We start from the raw sequence: 15,525 nt of genomic DNA on the forward strand, positions 1-15,525 counted from the left end.
ATGGACAGCCGGGTGGCGCTCGTGCTCATAGTCGCCGTCGCGACGATCCTGGCCGGGTGTTCGTGGGTCGAACGACCCGAACCAGCCGGGCCAGCGGCGGGGAACACGACCGGCACCGACGACGGTCCCAGCATCCCCTACGACCGACTGGCCGCACACGCCGACGCGCTCCGTGATCGGGGATACGAACTCCGCCTCGACGTGCGGATCAGGACACCGAACGGGAGCGAGAACCGGACCGTCAGCGTCGCCAGCGCCCCGGACAGCGAGCGCCAGTTGATCCACAGACGGACGACCGACAGCACCCTCGATCGGTTCGTCGACGGCGCGCAGTTGTTCACCAGGTTCGTCGCCAACGGCTCGACGACGTTCGACTCGGCCGATCTCGGGGCCGAGAACGTCACGTTCACGACGGACGGACGGGGCACCGTCGCCTTCGTCAACACCGTCCACGGCAGTAGTCTCCGGACACAGCGACTCCGGCAGGTCTACGAGTTCGGCGAGTTCGAGCGAGCCGGAAACGTCACCCGCGACGGCCGAGAATACGCCGCCTTCGACCTGACTGCGGCGGCGACCGGCCCGAATGCCACGGTGACGCTGAACCACTCGTCGGGCCGAATCCTGATCGCCCCGAACGGCGTGATCCGCCGCGCGACCATCGACCTGCAGGGGACCCAGCGGGGCGCACCGTTCGTCTACGCCGTCGACTACCGGATCACGCAGGACGGGGACGTGTCGGTCCAGCCACCCGAGTGGCTCGACCGAGCCGGAACCAGCGAGAATACCACTGCGAATGGGCCTCAGACGACGAGTGCTTCGGGATAGTCGGTGAGGTTCTCGTAGCCGTCCTCGGTGACGACCACGATGTCCTCGATCCGGATGCCACCGACCGCGGGGTCGTAGAGCCCTGGCTCGATGGTGATGATGTGCCCGGGCTCCAGTTCACCACCGCCGGGCCCGACGAGTGGCTGTTCGTGGACGTCCAGCCCGACGCCGTGGCCCGTGTTGTGGATGAAGCCCGTCTCGGTGGTCTCGTCGCTTCTGAGGGTCGGTTCGCCGGCGCCCTCGTACACGTCACAGACGGCGTCGTGGACCGCCGCGCCGGTCGCACCCGCCTCGACGGTTTCGAGAGCCGCCCGCTTTGCCTCCGCGGTCAGGTCGTACCACCGGCGGATCTCCTCGGACGGCTCGCCCTTCAGGAAGGTCCGGGTCATGTCGGCGTGGTACTTCGTGGCCTTGTCCCGCGGGAAGATGTCGACGATGATCGGTTCTTCGGCCGCTAGCGGGCCGCTCCCGCGGTCGTGGGGGTCGGCGGCGTCGGCCCCGCAGGCCACGATGGTCTCGTCGAGCGCACAGCCGTGCCGGAGGAGCGTCACCTCGATCTCTTCTTTGACGCGCTCGCTGGTTAGGGGGTCGCCCTCGTAGTGAAGCGTCCCGTCCTCGACGGTCGCCGCTTCGATGAGTTCCTCCGCCGCCCGCATCGAAGCCTCGTTCGCCTTCTGGGCCGTGCGGACGTGTTCGACCTCCCTGTCGGTCTTGGTCGCGCGGATGGCCTCGATTACGTTGGTCCCGCCACGACCGATAGGTGGCGTGTCGGGGGACTGGACATCGATGTCATGCTCGCGGAGGCCGTCGGCGGTCGCGACGGGGAACCGTGAGGGGACGGCGACGGACTCGACACCGCGATCCTCGACGAACGACGCGAGGACGCGACGACCGCCCGCCAGCCGACCGTGCTCCTCGACGAGTGCGGGCAGGTCGTACTCGACGTGGCGTTCGACCGACGCCGCCCCGCTCTCGGTCTTCGCGCGGCCGTACTCCAGACTGGAGACCAGCAGGTGGACCTCGCCGTCGTAAAGGGTGTGGAACGGGTCGGGGGCCGAAAACCCCGAGAGGTACAGCTGGTCTGAGTCGTCACCGGCGGCGTCGATCAGGAAGCCGTCGACGCCCGCCTCGTCGAGGAAGGCGTCGAGGGCGGAGAGATCGCGTTCCATACGCCGGTGTCCGGCCCGGACCGACAAAACCTCGTGGGTCCTCGGTACTCTCCGGTATCCTCATGGCGTGGGACTGCGACGACTCCCGCATGAACGTCGAGATCTCACCGTCCCGGGTCAGTGGAGCCGTGCAGGCCCCGCCATCGAAGAGCTACACGCACCGCGCGATCCTCGCGGCGGGATACGCCGACGGCGCGACAGTCAGCGACCCGCTCGTGAGCGCGGACACGCGAGCGACGATGGGTGCGGTCGAAGCCTACAGTGGTACCGTGGACCGCAGTGCCGACGGCAGCACCCTCGACATCGACGGGTTCGGCGGCCGTCCGGACGTGCCCGACGACGTGATCGACTGCGCAAACAGCGGGACGACGATGCGGCTGGTCACCGCGACCGGCGCACTCGCCGACGGGATCACCGTCCTGACTGGCGACGACTCGCTCCGGTCCCGACCCCAGGGGCCGCTGCTGGACGCGGTCGAGCAACTCGGCGGTCGCGCGGAGAGTACCCGCAGGAACGGCCAGGCCCCGCTCGTAGTCCAGGGCCCGGTCGACGGCGGCTCGGTCTCGATTCCCGGCGACGTATCCTCGCAGTACATCACCGCCCTCCTGATGGCTGGGGCGGTCACCGACGAGGGGATCGAGATCGACCTGGAGACCGAACTCAAGTCCGCGCCGTACGTCCAGATCACCATCGAGGTCCTCGAGGCGTTCGGGGTCGAGGCCGTCGAGACCGACGCCGGGTTCCGCGTCGACGGCGGGCAGTCCTACGCGCCCGAGGGTGGCGAGTACGCCGTCCCCGGCGACTTCTCGTCGATGTCGTACCTGCTGGCCGCGGGCGCGCTGGCGGCCGACGACGAGCTCGAAGTGCGAGGGGCACAGCCCAGCGCCCAGGGTGACGCAGCCATCGTCGACGTCCTGGAACGGATGGGCGCGGCTATCGACTGGGACCGGGACCGGGGCGTCATCACGACTCGCCGGTCCTCGCTCTCGGGGGTCGAGGTCGGCGTCGAGGACACGCCCGACCTCCTGCCGACCATCGCGGTGCTGGGCGCGGTGGCCGACGGAACGACGACGATCACCGACTGCGAACACGTCCGCTACAAGGAGACCGACCGCGTGAGCGCGATGGCCGAGGAACTGACCGCGATGGGGGCCGCGGTCGAGGAAGAACAGGACACCCTGACGATTCACGGTGGCGAGACCGACCTGCAGGGCGCGACGGTCGACGGGCGCGCCGATCACCGGATCGTGATGTCACTGGCGGTGGCGGGACTGGTAGCCGACGGCCCGACGACAATCGAGGGTGGCGAACACGTCGACGTGTCGTTCCCGGACTTCTTCGACGTGTTCGAGGGCATCGGAGCCGAAGTCAGTCGGGAGTGAAAGCTCCTCGGGGTGAGCGACAGGGGCGAACAGACGGGACAGGCGGGCCGCGGCGCAGGGTCCCGTGCTATCGCGGACTGCGCCGCGGCGGCTGTCAGCGCATGGTCCGTGGTGATCTCGGCTTCCGAAATAAACTCTCGTACGCTCGAGGGGCGGGTCCGACGTTTTCTCAAGCTTCAAATGCCAGGGCCACTCAAAAGACAGTAATGAACGGCAACAGTTTCGGGCGGCTCTTCCAGATGACGACCTACGGGGAGAGCCACGGGGAGGCCATGGGCTGTACCGTCTCGGGCGTCCCGGCGGGCGTCGAGATCGACGAGGAGACGATTCAGCGGGAACTCGATCGGCGCAAGCCCGGGCAGTCGATGATCACCACCTCCCGGGGCGAGCCGGACGAAGTGACGATCAACAGCGGCGTCCAGAACGGCTACACCACGGGGACGCCCGTCGGGATGGTCATCCAGAACAAGGACGCCCGCTCCGGCAAGTACGAGCCGTTCGTCACGGCCCCACGACCGTCACACGGCGACTACACCTACTCCGCGAAGTTCGGGACGCGCAACTGGGGCGGCGGCGGGCGCTCGTCGGCCCGCGAGACCGTCAACTGGGTCGCGGCGGGTGCCATCGCCCAGCAGGTCCTCGACGCCTCCGAATACGACGTGCAGATCAAGGCTCACGTCAACCAGATCGGAGAGGTCGAGGCCCCGGAAGTGACCTTCGAGGAGATGCTCGAACACACCGAGGAGAACGAGGTCCGGTGTGCCCACCCCGAGACGGCCGAGGAGATGCGCGAGGTCGCGGACCAGTACCAGAAGGAGGGCGACTCCATCGGTGGCTCGATCTACTTCGAGTGTCGTGGCGTCCCCCGCGGCCTCGGCGCGCCGCGATTCGACTCCGTACCCGCGCGGTTGGGGAAGGCGATATTTTCCATCCCGGCCGTGACGGCCTTCGAGTACGGCCTAGGCCGCGACGCCCGTGGTGTGGCCGGCATCGACCGCAACGAGGACTGGGAGTTCGACGACGGCGAATCCCACCCCGAGACGGTGAGCGAAGAGGGCGATCCCGTCCCCGTGGGCAACGATCACGGCGGGCTCCAGGGCGGTATCACGACCGGCGAACCCATCTACGGCGAGGTCTCCTGGCACGCGCCCACGTCCATCCCGAAGACCCAGACGACCGCCGACTGGGAGGACGGCGAGCGCAAGGAGATCCAGGTCGTCGGCCGCCACGACCCCGTCCTGCCGCCGCGGGCCGTGCCGGTCGTCGAATCGATGCTTGCATGCACCGTGCTGGACTTCATGATGCTCTCGGGCCGGATCAACCCCGACCGCATCGACGACCGCCCCGGCGAGTACGACACCGACTACCACCCGTCGAGTCCGCAGGACGACCCCGAGGACGCCGCGACGAAGGCCGAGACGACCGAGGACGACGACTAACGTTTCAGCGCCGTCACGGCGTAGAACGGATCCCGTCCTGGCTCGACCGCGTCGTGAACGGTCGGGTCGTCGAACGCGTCCGTCGAATCGAGATACGTGCCCACGAGCGCGGCGCGTTCGTCCATCGACCGGGACCGCCAGGCCCGGATCGCCTTCTGTGCGAACATCCGGTTCGAGAAACTCACGACGACGACGCCACCGGGTCGGAGGACGCGTGCGACCTCCGTGAAGACCCGCCCGGGGTACTGGAGGTACTGGACGGAGACGGCACACAGCACGGCGTCGACCGAGGCACTCTCCAGGGGCAGCGTCTGGTCGTCGTTGAGGTTCTGTCGAAACCAGCGGTCGAGGCGGTCGTTCCGGTCGAGTTCGGCTTCGTTCAGCCCGTGGCCGACCACCTCGCCGAGTTCCAGGTCCGGCGGGAGGTGCGACACCCAGCTGCTCATCAGATCGAGAACGTCGTCGTCCGGCGAGAGCCGGTCGCGGTACAGCGCCGTCAGCCGCTCTCGGAACGGCTCGTCGACGTGCTGGACGAATCGCGGCTGCTCGTAGAATCGCTCGTCGTCGCCGTCGAAGAGGCGCTGTCGGTCGGTCTCGGAGAGGACCGAGGGCATACCATCACAAGGGGCGCCTGCGGAATCAGCCTGACGCCTCACTGCCGGACCAGGCCTCGCGCAACTGCCGCCACTGACACCGCGCACAGCGGAGCGAGTCCACGAGAATCGCCAGCAGGACCACCGCGCCGAGCCACACGAGTACCGGGTACTGGTCGAACACGGCCGTCGTGATCTCGACCAGGCAGAAGGCGATCAGGAACGTCAGTTCGGCGAGGCGTCTGAAGTGTCCCATCACCTGTCTTACGGAGTCAGGCGTTGTCAGCGTATCCCATCGTTTCGACGTATCAGCAGGTGAAACAGAGCGACCCACCCGGCCAGGGGCTTATGAGCGACCCGGCCCTGGTTCACCCATGGACCCGAATCAGGAGACCGTCGCCAACCCGTTCGGAATGGACGCGGACTGTCGGCAGTGTCCGGAGCTCTGTGAGACGCGAACGCAGGTCGTCCACGGCTACGGCGACGTGGGTGCGGACTTTCTGGTCCTCGGGGACACACCTGGCCCGGGCGCGGACGCCACCGGGGTTCCATTCACGGGCGACGAGGCGGGCTCTGCGGTCCTGTCGCTCCTCGCGGACCTGGGGTTCGTCGACGCGCCCGACGGCGACGAACCGTCCGTCGAGAACGTCTTTTTGACGACGCTGACGCGCTGTCACCACCCGGAACGACCCCCGAGCGACGAGGAAGTGCGCAACTGCGAGGGCTTTCTGACCGCCGAGGTGCGGATGATCAATCCCGAAGTGATTCTCCCCGTGGGACAGCGACCGCTGGAGGCGCTAGCGCTAGAGTACACGACCAAGCGGGCCGACGATTTCGACGTGGCGGCCGACCACGCGACGACGATCAGAGGAAGGGGGTTCGAACTCGTGCCGATGCTCCCGCCGGCGGAGCAGACGGGCGAGGAGCGGACGGCCCTGTTGGATCACCTCGCGTCGCTTCTGGATCGGGACTATCGGCAGACGAAAGGGCGGCGCAGTCGGTGAGTTACCAGTAGGGGTTCGAGACACCGCCGCTACCGGCGGTACCGGCGGCCGCGAGAACGACGACGAAGAGCGCGGTGAGTGCGATGGTCGCGCCGACTGCGGTGATGGAGGTCACGGCCGGGACGGCTGCTACCAGCATTGCGATTCCGACGACACTGCCGACGAGCATCGCAGCGATCAGCAGGGCCGCGACGAACCCGGTCATCTGTTCGTAGATCATATCACTGGATTAGCCCACGGAGAATATAAACGGGGGTGGTTCCGGCGCTCGAAACGGCGCGTTCAAGGGCGGCCCGCGCCGAGGGGTGTACATGACTACCGTCGCCGTACTCGCGGACCCGCCGCGCGAGGGACTCGTCCTGCCGGAACTCGCCGCGGCAACGCCACTCTCGGAGGTAGAGGCGGCCGAACTGTACACTGCCATGCTCCGTGACGTGTGCCGGGCCGTCGAGGCCAGCGGGGGCGACCTGCTCGTTAACTACCGCGCCGACGACGACCTCCCCGCGCACGACGGCGAGTCCTCGGAGGCACAGCTCCGGGCGGCCGTCGCGCCGGCACTCGAATCCCCCGACGAGGCTCGTTTCGAGGTGCAGGTCGGGTCGTCGTTCTCGGCCCGAGCTGGCAACACGGTCTCGCACCTGCTCGATCAGGAGCAGGTCACCTCGGCCGCGGTCGTCGAGCCGACGGGGCCGTTCCTGACTCGTGGAATCGTCGACAACGCCGCGATGAAGCTCCGGCGACACGAGGTAGTGCTCGGTCCCGCGGGCGACGGGCGGGTGTACTACGCGGGGTTCGCCGAGGGAATCGACTTCGAGGACGCCTACGAACCGCCGGTCGTGGAGTCGCTGACGGACCGTGGCGTGGCGGCCGACTACAGCGTCGACTTCCTGCCGATGGCGCCGGTCGTCGAGACGCGGGCGGATCTGGTGACGGCGATCACACAGACCGCTGCGCGGGCCGGGGCCGGGCGCAACCATCCCGGTCACACCGCGCAGTGCCTGGTCGGACTGGGCCTGGACGTGACCGCGGGCGGGGACGGCTCGGAACTGGTGCGGGAGTAGCGTCGGAAGTGACCGACAACTCTTAGAAGCGCCGGGAAAAAGTGGAGACTGTGGTGGGATAGCGAAGTGGCCTAACGCGCCTGCCTTGAGAGCAGGTGTCCTCACGGACTCAGGGGTTCGAATCCCCTTCCCACCGTATTCTGTCGCGAACATCTCGTGAGCGACGAATCCGGTGTCGGGATTCGAACCCGGGGAGTCGCAGCGGCCGAACGAAGTGAGGCCGACCGTCTCCACTCGGTTCGAATCCCCTTCCCACCGTGAGACCGCGGCGCAATTCGCGCCGCGGGCGAACCTCCAAGGTGATTGGAGCCCTGGAAGTCACAGCCCGCACAGCGAGCGAAGCGAGCGAGCAGGAATGTCTTCCTCCGGTTCGAATCCCCTTCCCACCGTATTCTGTCGCGAACGGTTCGTTCGCGGGACGGGTCCGTCGACCGGGCGCGCTTGCAAATGCCGGCACAACGTACACCGGACGGCGAGACCACGACGGTGTATGACCTATCGGACGACCATCGGGTGGTCCCTCATCACGTCGGGGATCGTGACGTTGCTGCTGGCGTATCTGCCGGGGGACTCGGTGCTGTGGGGGATCGGCCTACTGGTGGTCGGGATCGCGGTGTTCATCGTCCGGCGATAGACCGCCCCGAGCGGGCGTCGGAGCGGATTCTAACAGCAGAATGACAGAGTAGTTATAATTTATCGGCACGTAGGGAAGCCATGGGTGCCGATAGCAGTCTCGTCAACGACGCCTTGGACACCCTGGAAGACGTGTTCTACGTCTACGACGAGGGAGGGAAACTGATTCACTGGAACGCAGTGCTGGGGGAACTGTTCGACCTGACAGAGGCGGAGTTGTCCGGGATGGCTGCCACGGACTTTTTCGTCGCGGCCGACAGGCCACAGGTCGAAGCGGCAATCGAGGAGGTGATGTCGACGGGACGAACGGTCGTCGAGGCGCGGGCCGAAACCACGCGCGGGACGGTGTTGTTCGAGTTGACGGGGGAGTTGCTGGTCGACGAGGACGGTGACGTGTTGGGGTTCTGTGGGGTGGGGCGAGACGTGACGACGGTTCGGGAGCGCGAGTGGCAACTGGAGCGGCAGAACGAGCGTCTCGGGGAGTTCGCGAACGTCGTGGCACACGACCTCCGGAACCCGCTACAGGTGGCGAGACTCCAGCTCGAAACCGTCGACGGCGCTCCGGAGCCTGGGACGATCGCGAGAGTCACCCACGCACTCGACCGGATCGAAGGCATCGTCGACGACGTGCTGACACTGGCCAGGGGCGGGCAGACGGTGCTGGAGAGACGACCGGTCGAACTGGCGACCGTGGCGCGAACGGCCTGGGACACCGTTCGAACGGCCGACGAGACCCTCGTGGTACGGACGGAGCGGACGGTCGAGGCCGACGAGGGCCGTCTCCAGCGACTGTTCGAGAACGTGTTTCGCAACGCTGTCGAGCATGGCTCGACGGGCAATCGGAGGGAGTCGGACGACCCTGTCGAGCACGAGCGGGGGGATTCGGGCCAGCCGAACGGGGACGATTCGGACCCGGAGGCGGCGAGTCTGAGGGTGACCGTCGAAGACACCGAGACGGGATTCGCCGTCGAGGACGACGGCCTCGGTTTCCCGGCCGACGTCGTCGGCGGCGCCTTCGAGGCGGGCGTCAGCGGGTCGCCCTCGGGGACTGGCCTCGGCTTGAACATCGTCCGGACGCTCGCGGAGGCCCACGGGTGGACGGTCCGGGTCGCCGAGGCTGCCGACGGTGGAGCGCGGCTGGAAGTGAACCTCGAGTCGCTGTACACCGACACGGCGTCGCTCGATCCCGCCGACGAGCGTGGAGAGTAACGCTTTTGCGTGGTTCGGCCCGAGCGTGTGGTATGAGCGACTGGCCCCACGATCCCGACGGCGACGAAGGTAGCGAGGGACGCCGCAAGTACGGGCAGGCGATCCTCGCCAAGAAGATCGACGAAGACGAGGACTTCCCGCTCTCGCAGGCGGAGTTCGTCGAGGAGTTCGGCGACGACCCCATCCGGATCGACTACGAGACGGTCGTCAGCGTGGCCGACATCTTCGAGAACGTCGACGAGGAAGAGTTCGAGGACTTCCCACACTTCCACAGGGTCGTCGGACAGTGTATGCGCGACGCTGGCTACTGGCCGTACGAACTCGCCTGACGGTCGTCTACCGTTTTTCCGCCGCCCGAACGTCTCGGGCCAGTGGTGTGTGAGCACGACACATACTTGTGGAGGGGTAGCGTAGCTCCACGACGAGCCATGGCTACGCACACTGCGAACACGGGACCGGGCGGGAGCGAGCGGGACGGTGAGCTACCGGCACACGTGGTGGAGAGCTTGCTCGCGTCGCCGGCGCGTCGGCGGTTGCTCCGACGGCTCAGGGAGGCGGGGGAGCCGATGCCGGTCGACGACCTGGCGGCAGCCGTCGTGGCGTCGGCGGACGACAACGGGGATGCGGCCGACGACGGGACAGACGTGCCGACGGACCGGCGACGCGCACGGGCGGACATCTACCAGCACCATCTGCCGCGGTTGACGGAGACGGGGACGGTCGCGTTCGACTCCCGGCTGGGGACCGTCGAGTTCACCGGTGGGCCGCGGCTGACCGAACGGCTGGACGAAGCGCCCTGAGCGGTCCGGAGACCGCTGTCAGAACCAAAGACAAATAGCGGGTCGGGGCCAAGCCGTGGCCACTGTGACGAACACGCAGGTGACCCACGTCCAGATCGACAACTACGGCCCCTGGACGGTCACCCCGGAGCCGCGACGCGAGGTCGACCTGCAGACGTTGCAATCCCGGCTGTACGCCGACCTCTCGCAGTTGTTCGGGAACCGCAACGGCTACGTCTTCTTCTCCAGGTTCGACAACATGATCGCGGTGACCAACGGGCTGGACGTGGACGATCACGCGATGATTCAGGAATCGGTGGGCAACCGCTATCCCGTGACGATGAGCATGGCTGTCGCGACGGGAACGACGCCAGCCGCCGCGCTCGGTGACGCCACGAGCGAACTCCAGGACGCCGGGAGCGCCCAGGACGAACACCGGCGGGAGATTCTGCGCGGCCGGACCATCGACGAGGAGTTCCGGACCGCCGCGGACGTCCAGATCGCCCACTTCGACGTGAACGACGCGACCGGGAAGTACACCGACGAACTCAACGAGTTCGACACGTTCATCCGGATCGAACAGGGCTACGCCGAGTTGATGCGCTACATGCGCCAGGCCCACGACTCGCTGTCATTTTTCGTGGGCGGTGACAACGTCATCGCGGTCTGTCCCGACCTCGACGCCGCGGACTATCGGGACGCCATCGAACACGTCGACGAGGCCGTCGACGTGGACCTCAAGGTCGGCGTCGGCCGGGGACGGACGGCACAGGACGCCGGCATGGCCGCGAAACACGCACTGGAGGCGTGTCGCGCGGACGGCGCCGACGTGGAACTGGACTTCTGAGGGTCGCTCTCTGGAATTGCCGAAGGACTCGGAGATAGGGCACGATCGGTCTTAAGCGTGGCGTAGGTAGCTTTTAGACACCGTGTGTGAAAGTGTATCACATGAACGGCAACGTGACGGTCGGACAGGTGATGCGGCGGGACTTCGTGGGTGCGAGCGAGGGCGACGGGCTCGCGGAGACGGCCGCGTTGATGCTCGAAGAGGACGTCGAGACGGTCGTCGTGTTGCGCGGGACCGACCCAATCGGGATGGTCACCCAGCGGGACGTGCTTGAGACGGCGGTCGAGCGGGGCGACCTGGCTTCGGTGACTGTCGCGGACGTGATGCAGAACAACCCGCCGACGGTCGGGCGCGGGGAATCACTGACGGCGGCGACCGACCGGATGTCCGGGACGGATTCGCGTCACCTCCTCGTGATGGAGGGCGACGAACTTGCCGGTGTGATCACCGAACACGACGTGGTGACGGCCTCGACGCTCGACCCGGGTGTCGAGAGCGAGCGGGTGGAGACGGAACGGACCACGGTCGAGGCGGTGACGGCGACGGCCAAAGCTGGGGCCACGGACGAGGAGTACTCGAACCAGGGCATCTGCGAGCTGTGTGGGTCGTTGACCCGGGATCTCTCGACGTTCAACGGGCAGCTGGTCTGTAGCGACTGCAAGAACGTCTGAGCGCGCCGGGGCCCGCCCCGACGACCCACAACAAAACACATATCCTCCACCGAACGGGAGAGAGGAGCATGGGGATACCGACGCTCGACGACCTCGCCGTCGACGGTACGACGGTGGGGGTGCGCGTTGACATCAACAGCCCGTTGGACGAGGACGGACGCCTCGCCGACGACGCTCGGCTCCACGCGCACGTCGGCACGCTGCAGGAACTGCTCGACCGTGGCGGGAAACTCGCCGTCCTCGCCCACCAGGGCCGACCCGGGGGCGACGAGTTCGCCACGCTCGAAGACCACGCCCGTCGCCTCGGTGAACTGCTCGACCAGCCCATCGAGTACTGCGACGCCACCTTCTCCGCGGAGGCTCGGGACGCCATCGCCGACCTCGATCACGGCGAGGCGGTCCTGCTGGAGAACACGCGGTTCTACAGCGAGGAGTACATGGAGTTCCCGCCCGCGGAGGCCGCCGAGACGTTCCTCGTCGACCGACTGGCCCCGGTCGTCGACGCCTTCGTCAACGACGCGTTCGCGGCCGCGCACCGCTCACAGCCCTCCATCGTCGGCCTGCCGATGCGGGTCGACAGCTACGCCGGCCGGGTCATGGAGCGGGAACTCGACGTGCTGAGCAACATCGAGGACACGCCGCGCCCGCGGGTGTACGCGCTCGGCGGGGCGAAGATCGCCGACGCCTTCGACGTGGCCGAGAGCGTCCTCGAACGCGGCCTGGCCGACGAGATCCTGACCAGCGGGATGACCGGCAACGCGTTCCTCGCGGCCAGCGGCGTCGACATCGGGCAGCCGTCGATGGACGCCATCACCGACCGCGACGCGACGGCCGTCGAACAGGCCGAGGCCCTGCTCGACGAGTACGGCGAGAAGATCCACGTCCCCGAGGACGTGGCCGTCGAGCGGGACGGCGAGCGCGTCGAGGTCGGTATCGACGGGTTGCCCGTCGACGCGCCGGCGCTGGACGTGGGCGAGAACACTGCGGCCGCCTACGCCGACGTGTTCGAGACAGCCGGCACGGCCATCCTGAACGGCCCCCCCGGCGTGTTCGAAGAGGAGCAGTTCGCCCACGGGACCCGCGAGATATTCGGCGCGGCGACAAGCGCCGAGTACAGCATCGTCGGCGGCGGTGACACGGCGGCGTCGCTCCGCCAACTCGGTATCGAGGGGTTCGATCACGTCAGCACCGGCGGCGGTGCGGCCCTCCGGTTACTCACCGGCGGGGAACTGCCGGCGGTCGAGGTGCTGCGCGAGTAGTGAACGTCGAACGCCCGGATACGGACGCGACAGACGCGATCGCCGACCTCTGGGTCGATCTCGCGGCGGAACAGCGCGAGGTCGGCTCCCATCTCCAGGCGGTCGAGAACCGGGGCACTATCGGCGAGAACGTCCGCCGGGCCATCGTCGCCGACGGCCTCTACGTCGCTGTCGCAGGGGCCGACGACGAGTTCGACGCCGACCCCGGTACGGTGCTGGGCTTCGTGATGTTCAGCGCGGGGAGCGAGCTACTGGCGACCACGGCGACGCGGGGGACTATCGAGAACCTGTACGTGCGTCCCGAGTACCGCGATCAGGGTATCGGTGGTGAGTTGATGGCGACTGCCGAGGAGAAACTGGCGGCACGCGGGGTCGACGCGGTGAAACTGGAGGTGCTGGCGGACAACGAGGCGGCGCGGCGGTTCTATCGGCGACACGGGTACGATCCGCATCGGGTGCAACTGGAGAAGCCGGTGGAAAGCGATAATCACTCAAAGGGGTAGGCGCTATCCGGAGGTGTGCCAGGGGAGCTTGGGCGGTCCAAGCACCCGACTTGTAATCGGGAGTTCGTGGGTTCAAATCCCACCCCTGGCTTCGGCGCGCTCACAACCCGTGAGCGCGGCGAGCCGTCTGGGATTTGAATCAGGGAGCGGGAGGTGAGCGAAGCGAACGGGAGCGACCGTGGTTCAATATCCCACCCCTGGCTTTCTCCGTTTTGCTCACATGCCAACGCAGTCGGCGGCCACGAACGGCTTCGATGGACTGTTTGGTGGCCGAATAAATAGCATATAGAAATACGTACTTCAACGGCTCCTAGGAGTGAGCCCGCTTGAGTCCCAGCCACTCTTAGGAAGGAGAGCGGCTGGACTAGTCCTGACAGTACATTTCTGAGGCCCTCTACTGGCAGGGCGAAGGCGGGACCGTTGACGCGAACGATCCCGAGCTCGCTGGCATGGAAACCACCGAGAATGCCCCCTTCCCGGAAGGCGGTTAGCGGCCGGGGGTTGACACCAGGGGCCCAGCGATCACCACGACTGGGGGCGGTCGGATGCTTTTTTCCGCGGAGAGTGCGTCGTACGCTGGCCATGGATATATAGTACTGCTGGGAAAATACGCGAATATGACATATTGCCCGGAGTGTGGGGCGGAAACTGAGTCAGAGTGGAATCATTGTCAAATTTGTGGTACAAATCTCCCAACACAAGCGAAAACGGAGAAGATGTCATCAGATTTTGATAGTGTAAACTCGAAGAGCAACCTCCCGCTTGGTCAGAAAGGGTTGTTCGCCGGTTCGGGCATAATAGGCATTGGTGCACTTTTGCCTTGGATGTCGGTCAACGCCCTTGGTACCACACTCACAAAACGTGGTGTCGATGGCGATGGCGTGATCACGCTCGTACTAGCATTCCTTATCGCTGGGGCTGGCATATACCAGTGGTCAAAGAAAACACAAATAGTCGGTGTAGTCGGGGGAGTGATTGTAACCTGGCTCTCTGGAATCTATATTGTAGACCCACTGGCTGGCGTAACAACCGAATCCTCAGATATAACTCAATATGCAATATCTATCGAGATGGGACTGTATCTAACGATTATCGGTGGTGCGATTGCCATGCTCAGCAGTGCATATGGCTTCGTCAATGAAGGATCACCAGACTCCAGTAAGCGCCCAGTAGAAGAACCTTCCAGAGATACACCGGTAACCGACGCAGATACATCAGATCAATCAGCAACCGATTCTACGGAGTAAAGCCTATTTAAAGGTGAATGTCAGGATATTCATCACCGAGTGTCGAAAGAGAATATAGGATCGGCGGCTCGCGACCGGGGTCAGGCCCGCAGCGTTCGGTTCCCGCCCACGGACTGTCGGCTCACTGCGGCGGGGTCGGAGTAACTGCGGCCGTTGTACGTCCAGGAGAACGAATCGGCGAGCAACACCGACCCGGATTCGGGAGCCTCGTAGAGCTGTGTGCGGTTGGCCGAGGCGTTCTCGTCGACGACGAAGGTGACGCGGGCGGCCTTGCCAGGCGGGAACTCCTCGGCGCCGACTGCGCCGTAGCAGGTGGCGTTGGCGGAGCGGTTGGCGTACTCGCCGATCCGGAACTCGCGAGTCTCGTTGGAGACGACGGCGGTCCCGAAGTTGGTCGCGCCCAGCGAGGAGCGCTCGACACAGCCCGGGAAGCGGGCGTTGAGCTCGAAGTTCCGGAGGGTTCGCTGGTCCGGGTTGCTGAGTTCCACTCGGTAGACGGAGTAGTTGCCGGCGCTGAGGTTGTAGCGGGCCTGCAGTTCCCGGTCGGGGACTTCGAGCTGGTTGACCTCGACGGCGGGAGTCGGGCTGTCGACGATGCCGCTCTGGACGTGGAAGTCGTACATCGCAGGGGCGATGGCGGGGCTGAGGCTGGCGAACACGACGCCGCCGATGAGGCCGCCGATGATGGCAGTCTCGACCTTGTCGGCGAGTTCGAAGGTCCAGCCGTCGCCGCCGAGTTGGTCACAGACCCGGCGCACGGTACTGCCGCCCAGCGTCCGCCGGAAGGCTCTCCCGAGTGCGAGCGTCACCGGGAGCGCGAACAGGACGGCGAGGACGCTGATGCCGACACCGAGTAGCAATTGGAGGAGGGCCTCGATCATATCCGTCTGCCGATACTCGGGAG

At 66.4% G+C, this 15,525-nt stretch carries 19 protein-coding genes, 2 tRNA genes and 1 pseudogene; 17 read left to right on the top strand and 5 right to left on the bottom strand.

Features of this window, described 5'->3' with window-relative positions; genetic code table 11:
- Complete coding sequence (locus EAF64_RS10500) at positions 1-825, top strand: DUF7537 family lipoprotein (protein ID WP_129068937.1); 825 nt, start codon at positions 1-3, stop codon at positions 823-825.
- Here the strand turns inward: EAF64_RS10500 and EAF64_RS10505 are convergent.
- Positions 801-1,994 (bottom strand): M24 family metallopeptidase, encoded by a 1,194-nt coding sequence (locus tag EAF64_RS10505; protein ID WP_129068938.1) that lies wholly within the window; start codon positions 1,992-1,994, stop codon positions 801-803. The genes EAF64_RS10500 and EAF64_RS10505 overlap by 25 nt on opposite strands.
- Positions 1,995-2,083: 89 nt before the next feature.
- On the opposite strand from EAF64_RS10505, the gene aroA reads away from it, so the two are divergent.
- Positions 2,084-3,376 carry a 3-phosphoshikimate 1-carboxyvinyltransferase gene (gene aroA, locus EAF64_RS10510; protein WP_129068939.1) on the top strand — a complete coding sequence of 431 codons (1,293 nt, stop codon included), beginning with the start codon at positions 2,084-2,086 and terminating at the stop codon, positions 3,374-3,376.
- A gap of 206 nt (positions 3,377-3,582) precedes the next feature.
- Positions 3,583-4,815, top strand: a complete 1,233-nt coding sequence (aroC, locus tag EAF64_RS10515; RefSeq protein WP_129068940.1) for a chorismate synthase — start codon at positions 3,583-3,585, stop codon at positions 4,813-4,815.
- On the opposite strand, the gene EAF64_RS10520 is transcribed toward aroC, so the two are convergent.
- Both EAF64_RS10520 and EAF64_RS10525 read right to left on the bottom strand, forming a co-directional pair.
- A complete protein-coding gene (locus EAF64_RS10520) occupies positions 4,812-5,429 on the bottom strand; it encodes a class I SAM-dependent methyltransferase (RefSeq protein ID WP_129068941.1) in 618 nt (205 codons plus the stop codon). The two genes, aroC and EAF64_RS10520, sit on opposite strands and share 4 nt — an antisense overlap.
- A 25-nt stretch (positions 5,430-5,454) precedes the next feature.
- Positions 5,455-5,664 (bottom strand): hypothetical protein, encoded by a 210-nt coding sequence (locus EAF64_RS10525; protein WP_129068942.1) that lies wholly within the window; start codon positions 5,662-5,664, stop codon positions 5,455-5,457.
- Positions 5,665-5,782: 118 nt separating this feature from the next.
- Between EAF64_RS10525 and EAF64_RS10530 the strand changes: the two genes are divergently transcribed.
- On the top strand, positions 5,783-6,412 hold the full coding sequence (locus EAF64_RS10530) for a uracil-DNA glycosylase (protein WP_129068943.1): 630 nt from the start codon (positions 5,783-5,785) through the stop codon (positions 6,410-6,412).
- Between the two features lies 1 nt (position 6,413).
- Here EAF64_RS10530 and EAF64_RS10535 read toward each other — a convergent pair whose 3' ends face one another.
- The gene (locus tag EAF64_RS10535) at positions 6,414-6,632 is read right to left on the bottom strand and encodes a hypothetical protein (protein ID WP_129068944.1); all 219 of its coding nucleotides are present in this window, start codon (positions 6,630-6,632) and stop codon (positions 6,414-6,416) included.
- Positions 6,633-6,723: 91 nt separating this feature from the next.
- Here EAF64_RS10535 and EAF64_RS10540 point away from each other — a divergent pair, with 91 nt between their 5' ends.
- The 13 genes and pseudogenes from EAF64_RS10540 (at position 6,724) to EAF64_RS10590 (ending at position 14,621) form a co-directional block, all read left to right on the top strand.
- A complete protein-coding gene (locus EAF64_RS10540) occupies positions 6,724-7,473 on the top strand; it encodes a DUF2064 domain-containing protein (RefSeq protein WP_129068945.1) in 750 nt (249 codons plus the stop codon).
- Between the two features lie 52 nt (positions 7,474-7,525).
- Positions 7,526-7,609 (top strand) — tRNA-Ser (locus tag EAF64_RS10545).
- Positions 7,610-7,963: 354 nt separating this feature from the next.
- Positions 7,964-8,107: a hypothetical protein gene (locus EAF64_RS20975; RefSeq protein ID WP_193767644.1), complete on the top strand. Its 144-nt coding sequence runs from the start codon at positions 7,964-7,966 to the stop codon at positions 8,105-8,107.
- Positions 8,108-8,187: 80 nt separating this feature from the next.
- Positions 8,188-9,315, top strand: a complete 1,128-nt coding sequence (locus EAF64_RS10550) for a sensor histidine kinase (RefSeq protein WP_129068946.1) — start codon at positions 8,188-8,190, stop codon at positions 9,313-9,315.
- Positions 9,316-9,347: 32 nt separating this feature from the next.
- Positions 9,348-9,644, top strand: coding sequence for a DUF5785 family protein (locus EAF64_RS10555; RefSeq protein ID WP_129068947.1), 297 nt, complete (start codon positions 9,348-9,350; stop codon positions 9,642-9,644).
- Between the two features lie 99 nt (positions 9,645-9,743).
- On the top strand, positions 9,744-10,115 hold the full coding sequence (locus EAF64_RS10560) for a DUF7344 domain-containing protein (protein WP_129068948.1): 372 nt from the start codon (positions 9,744-9,746) through the stop codon (positions 10,113-10,115).
- Positions 10,116-10,179: 64 nt separating this feature from the next.
- On the top strand, positions 10,180-10,941 hold the full coding sequence (locus EAF64_RS10565) for a GTP cyclohydrolase III (protein ID WP_129068949.1): 762 nt from the start codon (positions 10,180-10,182) through the stop codon (positions 10,939-10,941).
- 101 nt (positions 10,942-11,042) lie between these two features.
- Positions 11,043-11,612: a CBS domain-containing protein gene (locus tag EAF64_RS10570; protein ID WP_129068950.1), complete on the top strand. Its 570-nt coding sequence runs from the start codon at positions 11,043-11,045 to the stop codon at positions 11,610-11,612.
- A 68-nt stretch (positions 11,613-11,680) separates the two neighbouring features.
- A complete protein-coding gene (locus EAF64_RS10575) occupies positions 11,681-12,871 on the top strand; it encodes a phosphoglycerate kinase (protein WP_129068951.1) in 1,191 nt (396 codons plus the stop codon).
- Entirely contained in the window at positions 12,871-13,374 is a 504-nt protein-coding gene (locus tag EAF64_RS10580; protein WP_129068952.1) for a GNAT family N-acetyltransferase, read from the top strand. The genes EAF64_RS10575 and EAF64_RS10580 overlap by 1 nt, the downstream gene beginning before the upstream one ends.
- Before the next feature lie 17 nt (positions 13,375-13,391).
- Positions 13,392-13,465 (top strand) — tRNA-Thr (locus EAF64_RS10585).
- A 526-nt stretch (positions 13,466-13,991) separates the two neighbouring features.
- Positions 13,992-14,057 (top strand): annotated as a pseudogene (locus tag EAF64_RS21740) (zinc ribbon domain-containing protein); the annotation flags it as partial.
- A 33-nt stretch (positions 14,058-14,090) separates the two neighbouring features.
- Positions 14,091-14,621, top strand: coding sequence for a hypothetical protein (locus EAF64_RS10590; protein WP_227738955.1), 531 nt, complete (start codon positions 14,091-14,093; stop codon positions 14,619-14,621).
- 80 nt (positions 14,622-14,701) lie between these two features.
- Here EAF64_RS10590 and EAF64_RS10595 read toward each other — a convergent pair whose 3' ends face one another.
- Complete coding sequence (locus EAF64_RS10595; RefSeq protein ID WP_129068954.1) at positions 14,702-15,502, bottom strand: hypothetical protein; 801 nt, start codon at positions 15,500-15,502, stop codon at positions 14,702-14,704.
- Positions 15,503-15,525: the final 23 nt, after the last annotated feature.

The sequence above is a fragment of the Halorientalis pallida genome (assembly GCF_004118325.1).
Lineage (GTDB): Archaea > Halobacteriota > Halobacteria > Halobacteriales > Haloarculaceae > Halorientalis > Halorientalis pallida.

Excerpts from the sequence above, each read along its gene's own strand:
- EAF64_RS10500 (WP_129068937.1), top strand. The coding sequence starts at position 1 with ATGGACAGCCGGGTGGCGCTCGTGCTCATAGTCGCCGTCGCGACGATC.
- EAF64_RS10505 (WP_129068938.1), bottom strand. The coding sequence starts at position 1,994 with ATGGAACGCGATCTCTCCGCCCTCGACGCCTTCCTCGACGAGGCGGGC.
- aroA (WP_129068939.1), top strand. The coding sequence starts at position 2,084 with ATGAACGTCGAGATCTCACCGTCCCGGGTCAGTGGAGCCGTGCAGGCC.
- aroC (WP_129068940.1), top strand. The coding sequence starts at position 3,583 with ATGAACGGCAACAGTTTCGGGCGGCTCTTCCAGATGACGACCTACGGG.
- EAF64_RS10520 (WP_129068941.1), bottom strand. The coding sequence starts at position 5,429 with ATGCCCTCGGTCCTCTCCGAGACCGACCGACAGCGCCTCTTCGACGGC.
- EAF64_RS10525 (WP_129068942.1), bottom strand. The coding sequence starts at position 5,664 with ATGGGACACTTCAGACGCCTCGCCGAACTGACGTTCCTGATCGCCTTC.
- EAF64_RS10530 (WP_129068943.1), top strand. The coding sequence starts at position 5,783 with ATGGACCCGAATCAGGAGACCGTCGCCAACCCGTTCGGAATGGACGCG.
- EAF64_RS10535 (WP_129068944.1), bottom strand. The coding sequence starts at position 6,632 with ATGATCTACGAACAGATGACCGGGTTCGTCGCGGCCCTGCTGATCGCT.
- EAF64_RS10540 (WP_129068945.1), top strand. The coding sequence starts at position 6,724 with ATGACTACCGTCGCCGTACTCGCGGACCCGCCGCGCGAGGGACTCGTC.
- EAF64_RS20975 (WP_193767644.1), top strand. The coding sequence starts at position 7,964 with ATGACCTATCGGACGACCATCGGGTGGTCCCTCATCACGTCGGGGATC.
- EAF64_RS10550 (WP_129068946.1), top strand. The coding sequence starts at position 8,188 with ATGGGTGCCGATAGCAGTCTCGTCAACGACGCCTTGGACACCCTGGAA.
- EAF64_RS10555 (WP_129068947.1), top strand. The coding sequence starts at position 9,348 with ATGAGCGACTGGCCCCACGATCCCGACGGCGACGAAGGTAGCGAGGGA.
- EAF64_RS10560 (WP_129068948.1), top strand. The coding sequence starts at position 9,744 with ATGGCTACGCACACTGCGAACACGGGACCGGGCGGGAGCGAGCGGGAC.
- EAF64_RS10570 (WP_129068950.1), top strand. The coding sequence starts at position 11,043 with ATGAACGGCAACGTGACGGTCGGACAGGTGATGCGGCGGGACTTCGTG.
- EAF64_RS10575 (WP_129068951.1), top strand. The coding sequence starts at position 11,681 with ATGGGGATACCGACGCTCGACGACCTCGCCGTCGACGGTACGACGGTG.
- EAF64_RS10590 (WP_227738955.1), top strand. The coding sequence starts at position 14,091 with ATGTCATCAGATTTTGATAGTGTAAACTCGAAGAGCAACCTCCCGCTT.
- EAF64_RS10595 (WP_129068954.1), bottom strand. The coding sequence starts at position 15,502 with ATGATCGAGGCCCTCCTCCAATTGCTACTCGGTGTCGGCATCAGCGTC.